Source organism: Sporosarcina contaminans, assembly GCF_042679045.1.
Classification (GTDB): domain Bacteria; phylum Bacillota; class Bacilli; order Bacillales_A; family Planococcaceae; genus Sporosarcina; species Sporosarcina contaminans.
Genome location: NZ_JBHTLT010000120.1, coordinates 34,084 through 40,224, shown reverse-complemented (window position 1 = coordinate 40,224; position 6,141 = coordinate 34,084). Strand labels below are relative to the sequence as shown.

The window sequence follows — 6,141 nt, the reverse complement described above, 5'->3', positions numbered from 1 at the left end:
GCGACGGTTGTCAGGGGTTCCCCATTTATTCTCCAACCAGAAAGGGACTATCACAGAAAATCAGTTTTCACTGACTTTCTGGACAGCCCCTTTTTTATTTTTTGTAGGTTGAAAATGAAATAACAATAGGAGAAAATGCGTGGCGTTTGTCAATGTCTTGGAGCGAGGGCGGTTTTCCCGAGTGAGCATAAGGAGCGGAGAGGCGTTGACAAAAGTTGAACACATCTTATCGAAAAGAGTTGCGAATGAACAGATGCAAAATAGCCATTTTCATAGTTATATAGATGACCGTATGAAATCCATGTGGTTGAAGTTTGCTCTTTTGATGTTGATGATTTTTAATATGATTTCCGAATGGTGTAATAGTAATGGATATAGGTGATGAGTTTTATGCGCTTTCTAAGTTGTTTCGTGAAAATGAAAAGGATATTTACGTTTTTGAAGCTATTTACACATGTAATAGATCATATAATGAGCTTGTCATTAACGGGTATGTCTGTTCCTATGCATATACAGCTTGGAGCACTTAATTGTCGATTAGGAAGTTTTAATAATCTCGAAGCTTGTTTTTATTTCCCGGGAAGTAAAGCTCAATCTCTATTTTATGAGATAAATCGACATAGTTTTACTTTTCACCTCATCTGTATCTGTGGACTAATATATCCATCTTTTAAAATTCTTTTAAAACCTATGAAACTTTTTCTGTAAATCTCCGTCTGTACGTTGCTTATATGATTGTGGAGGGTACATGAATGAGGAAGATTTATAGAAACGTGCCGATCATTGTATGCTTACTTGTCGTTATATGGATCAGTGCGATGTGGTTATTAGCAGAATCGCAAGAAATCGTTTTTGCGCAAGATCAAGATCGTTTTATTACGAAAAGGGAATTCGACCGGGTTCTGACGTTGCAGGAGCGGCAGCCGATTTATATGAAGGGGGCAGCTTTGACACAGATAGGCGAGTTGGAAGCGAATCAGCCGGTTGCGATTATAGGTGAGGATGAGGTGTATTATGAGCTGCGGCTTGGAAGTATGTCCGTTTTTCTCCGTAAAGGGTATGGGACAGTAGAGAAAAAGAGACTCTTGGCAGTTGGACATACGGAGCGGTTGGCTGCAATTCAAGCGATTCAAAAAACAGCCGTTTACGAGGAGGCTGATTTGGAAAGCGGCATAATCATGATGTTGGAAGAAGGTTATCGTTATCCGATTGTGCGAGAGGAAGGAGATTGGTATATCCTTAAGATAGGAGAGCGACCGGGGTATATTCATAAACAGTCGGTTGGAATGGATGCGGGGCTGCCGGTGCTTGTGTATCATCAAGTTTTGCCGATTGAGTTGATGACAACGATGATTAGTACCGTCTCATTGGAATCGTTTGAGCGGCAAATGGAGTATTTGGCAGATCATCATTTTGAGACGCTGACTGCTCAACAGCTTTATGATTACTTGGAAGGGCGCCTTGTTTTATCAAACAAAGCGGTTCTCATTACGTTCGATGATGGATTATTATCATCGAAGGAATTTGCTTACCCGATATTAAAGCAATATGGGTTCACTGCGCTTCAGCATATTATTTCCTCGCGAACAGTTCGGGCAGAGGGAGAGCAGTTGTTTGATGCGGAAGGTCCATTGCAGTTTTTTACCGCTGCTGATATCAAGGAACTATCGGATGTATTCCAGTTTGAAGCACATACGAATGATTTGCATTCCCTAAATGAGACGGGTAAAGGCGTTGCATTACAACAATCAAAAGAAGAGATATTATCGGATTTACAGCAAAATATTGCGCAAGTGCCTGCCGCTATATCATTAGCTTATCCATTTGGACATTATAATGATGATTTCATCCGAGCGGCAAAAGAGGCGGGTCTATTGATCGGCTTTACGACGACCGAGGGTTATGCAAATATGAAGACATCCAATTATGAAGTTTGTCGATTCGGTGTAACAGAGAAAAAGTCGTTTGAGCAATTTGTCGCGTATGTGGAAGGGGATATTACAGGGCAGTGAAGGAGGGCGAGGGTTCGTAAATGAGTACTATTGATCAAATCATTGATGAGCATTCGAGTTATTTAGTGCGCATCGCTTATTTATATGTAAAAAATTGGTCAACTGCAGAGGATGTTGTACAAGAAGTATTCGTTACGTATTTTCAGAAAAGCGACCAGTTCCGCAACGAGGCCTCGTTAAAAACTTATTTAACGAAAATGACAGCAAATCGTGCAAAAGATTATTTGCGCTCATGGAAGCATAAAAAAGATGTGCTATTCGATACCATTTTTGTATCGGATAAAGGAGCAGACGAGGTTGTATTGGAGCAAGAGCGGTTAGCCTCGCTTGAAAAAAATCTTTTCCAGCTTCCATTAAAATATCGCGAACCTTTAATTTTGTTTTACTACGACGAGCAATCCATCGCAGAGATTGCAAATTACTTACAGCTGAACGAAAACACCGTTAAAACAAGGCTGCGTAGGGCCAAGCAGCAGTTAAAGGAGTTTTTTGAGGAAGACGACGGGGAGGTAGTGAGCAATTGAATGACTTCAAAAGTAAGTTAGATCAAATGATGGGCGATACATCAAAGCAGGAAAGGCGGATCAAGCAGCGTGTGCATGAGCGTTTGGAGACTCCGACGAAAAGGTTTTCTTTGCAAGCGCTACTCGTCTCAGCGGCGATCCCATTAGTAGCACTATTTCTTATTTTGACAATTGATCCAATGAATTATCTTTCCTCAGATAAAGGTCCCGGCGTACCGTATGATCCATTAGATGATTTGGCACAAATTTCGGCGCTGCATAAGAAGAAACAATTGTCAGCCATTAACTATGAGGAACTATTGGCACTTCCGCACTTTGATCAAGTCGACGGTTTGTATTACATCGATGTAGAAAAGTTTTCGGTGGAAGGGAGCTCTGACACTTTTCATACGGTCGTTGAGCGCAAAGAGAATTTATTTGACGAGGTTGTGTATAAGGCTGGCGATATTGTACGTACGATGACGAATACGACAAGCCATTTGCCGACCTACATGGATACCTATTATGAAGTAATCGCGGTACCGGGAGATCGGGTCGTGCTAAAAAATGGGGAGCTTACGATCAATGGCAAACCGTTGCAATCAGAACTAATGGATCTTTATGAGAAACAGGAGGTTACGATCGTAGGTGGTTACGACCAGTTGTTAAATGCACGGGAATATTTATTATTGAACCACTTTCCGGCAAATGAAACTGTTCAGGGGGCAACGATAACTCCTGTCCATAAAATTTACGGACAAGTTGTAGGGGTAGCGACAGAAGAACGTACCGAATCGATTTATTTCGATTATTTATCTGGACAGCTTACTGGCAATTATACACCAGAGCAATATTTTGATTTGTATTTATATGACGACCTTTTTGGTTTTGGAGACTTTCCGGAAACTCCTATATTTACGCAAATTAGTCGGTTAGGTGAGTTGTTTTTAGAAGCATCTTATCGAAAGGAAGTTTCTATTTCCGAAAATGAGGTACAAATTCGCTATCAATATGGGAGAGAAGGAGTAGCGGAGCAAGTGTTTACGATGATGTGGGATGCAAGCTCCAGTCGATGGATTATTCAAGAATAGCATGATTTGAATGAGGGGGATGGGACCCCCGTAGTCATTCATGAACCTTAGGTCGGCAGCTGTCCAAAAGAAGTCGTCAACCAACCGCTTATTATAAAGGACGGGCCGACCTTCATAGTTTTTGCAAAAGACTATTCAGAAGATGCACTGCAATTATAGGAACAGTTTAAGATAAAATAGTGAAATCAACCTTCTATTGATTTGACCGTGTTTAGTTATTTGTAGTAAATTGTCGCAAATAAACTATGCACAATGACTTACAAAATTTAAAAAAGAGGTGGATGAAATTGAAAAGATTCTTCATTTCATTGGTAACATTATTCCTTTTGTTTTCATTAACACCGATTGTAGAAGCAGAGACGGAGTACCCGCCGTACAACGATCCAATTCCGTTCAAAGATTTGCAAAAAGGGAATGGCGCATCGTGGGATGTAATGTTCCTGTACAAAAAGGGAATTATTGGAGGCTATCCAGATGGCACATTCCGACCGAATGAACCAATTACTAGGGCACAAGCTTCCGCTATGCTCCTAAAGGCGTTGGATATTCCATTGCTACGTAACCCTTCTGTTACATTCAAGGATGTGTCGAAACAGTCCTCGCACTATTTAACGCTTGCAACTATAAATGAAAAGGGAATCCTGCGGGGGGAAAACGGCTTTATGCGACCAGCAGAGCAGACGACGCGGGCCCAAATGGCCGCGATTTTACGTCGGGCATTTGACCTTCCATTGGAACAGAAACCGATGTTCAGGGATGTCTCGACAGCTCATTGGGCATTTGGTGATATTAATAGTGCGGCACTAAATCGGATTGCGGGTGGCTACCAAGACGGAACATTCAAACCGGGAAATCCCGTGACACGGGCCCAGTTCTCTTCTTTCCTTGCGCGTGCAATCGATGACAAAATGAAGTTGCCGGAACCGATCTCCTATGTTAGTCAGAAGGGAATTGTCGTGGAAGAGGATGGCTTTATGTATACGGTCAAAGGCCAAAAGCTTGTGAAGATTAATAAAAAGACGAAAGAGGAAACAGTACTGCTAACGGAACGCGATTTTCCGACACAGGATGGGGTGTTTGAGGTTCACTTGGAAACAGGGTTTCCGATCATCCTCCAAAACAACATGATTTACGTTCCATACTGGGCCGCTGTATCTCAAGTGGCTGATTATCCATACATGTATGGTGTATTTCAAACGAATAAGCATGGTGCAATAAATAATACGAGGTATATGGACATTGCAATTGATGCAAACCATGCAATGAGTATGCGGAATTTCAACGTTTACGGCCATGACTATTATTACACGGTAGAGAAAAACTTACGGTACTTCGATTACAATCCGATCTTTGATGAATCTGTAAATGTGGACCAGACACTCTTTCTTTACCATGACAGTCCAAATACAATGAAACCAGTAAAAGTGATGGAATTCGACGCTCGCGTCATTTTTGAGCGACTTGATGGATCTACAAGATTTTCAACAAACATTACGCAAAATAACAAGTCTGTCAAATTTGATCCTACTACGATGTTTTATTTCAATAAAAAAGGTGTGTTTGCATACAACTTGCTGGACGGGAAAACGAAAAAACTATCCACTATTCAAGCGAAGGATATGAAACTGACGGATAAAACTGTCGAAATCACTGATGTGAAAGGGAAGAAACATTCTTTGAAAAAATAAACAGACACAAAAAGAATCCATCCCTTAAGCGGTAAGCTCTCAAAGGATGGATTCTTTTCATTTCCTTTTTATGAGGAGCGATAACTCCCTATTTTCCTGCGGGGCATTTATCCATAAACGTTTCCATCGTTTGAATCAATGGATCAATATGAGGTTCAAATAGATTATGATCCGATTCGTCAAAAACAACTATGTTGGCTTGGGGCATTTTCTCTGTATATTGTTCCGCTGCTTCTACTGACAACGCTGCACCTTGTTTCCCAGCGCGGATAATAAGAACTGGACATTCGATTGATGATAAATCATCCCAAAAGAGTACTTGTGAAGATTCTTTCTGGATATTCTGCAATGCCGTCATACTCATTCTTTCGGACAGTGGTTTTCCTCTCCAAGGCGGTAAGGAGGAAAAAAATTCAACCCACCCTTGTGGGAGTTGTGTGTGAATCGCCGGGTAGTCACCAATGATTAACCCTTTGATTATGGTTTTGTTATTGAGTGCATATTGTAGTACGTATGAAACGCTTCTAGAGTAGCCGAACAAGAAAAAGTTTCTTAACTTAAGGTGTTGAACAACAGCGTCAATATCGCTAACATGATCATACAGTGTATATCCAGTTTCCGGAGTATCGCTTTTGCCGCGGCCCCTAAGCGTGATAATAATACAATGTCTCGGGGAGAGTTTTTCGATGATAGCTATATAATCTTCTGCTGATTCTGAAAGCCCCGGAATAATGACTAAAGGAGCCTCTTCTTTTTTATCCGCATTGGCTTCAATAAAATGTATGTGAATCCCCTTATTATCAACCCAACAATCTTTGTACATTATAGCCATTCCACCTTTCAATTG

Annotated in this window: 5 protein-coding genes; 4 read left to right on the top strand and 1 reads right to left on the bottom strand. The window is 41.1% G+C overall.

What is annotated here, in order from left to right; translation table 11 throughout:
• Window positions 1-752: 752 nt before the first annotated feature.
• From ACFQ38_RS14635 to ACFQ38_RS14620, 4 genes are all read left to right on the top strand, one after another.
• Window positions 753-2,012: a polysaccharide deacetylase family protein gene (locus ACFQ38_RS14635; RefSeq protein ID WP_381481845.1), complete on the top strand. Its 1,260-nt coding sequence runs from the start codon at window positions 753-755 to the stop codon at window positions 2,010-2,012.
• Between the two features lie 20 nt (window positions 2,013-2,032).
• On the top strand, window positions 2,033-2,536 hold the full coding sequence (locus ACFQ38_RS14630; RefSeq protein WP_336824103.1) for a sigma-70 family RNA polymerase sigma factor: 504 nt from the start codon (window positions 2,033-2,035) through the stop codon (window positions 2,534-2,536).
• Complete coding sequence (locus ACFQ38_RS14625; RefSeq protein WP_381481843.1) at window positions 2,533-3,606, top strand: S26 family signal peptidase; 1,074 nt, start codon at window positions 2,533-2,535, stop codon at window positions 3,604-3,606. The genes ACFQ38_RS14630 and ACFQ38_RS14625 overlap by 4 nt, the downstream gene beginning before the upstream one ends.
• Before the next feature lie 287 nt (window positions 3,607-3,893).
• Window positions 3,894-5,294 (top strand): S-layer homology domain-containing protein, encoded by a 1,401-nt coding sequence (locus tag ACFQ38_RS14620; protein WP_381481841.1) that lies wholly within the window; start codon window positions 3,894-3,896, stop codon window positions 5,292-5,294.
• Window positions 5,295-5,382: 88 nt separating this feature from the next.
• On the opposite strand, the gene ACFQ38_RS14615 is transcribed toward ACFQ38_RS14620, so the two are convergent.
• On the bottom strand, window positions 5,383-6,117 hold the full coding sequence (locus ACFQ38_RS14615; protein WP_381481839.1) for an alpha/beta fold hydrolase: 735 nt from the start codon (window positions 6,115-6,117) through the stop codon (window positions 5,383-5,385).
• Window positions 6,118-6,141 lie beyond the last annotated feature (24 nt).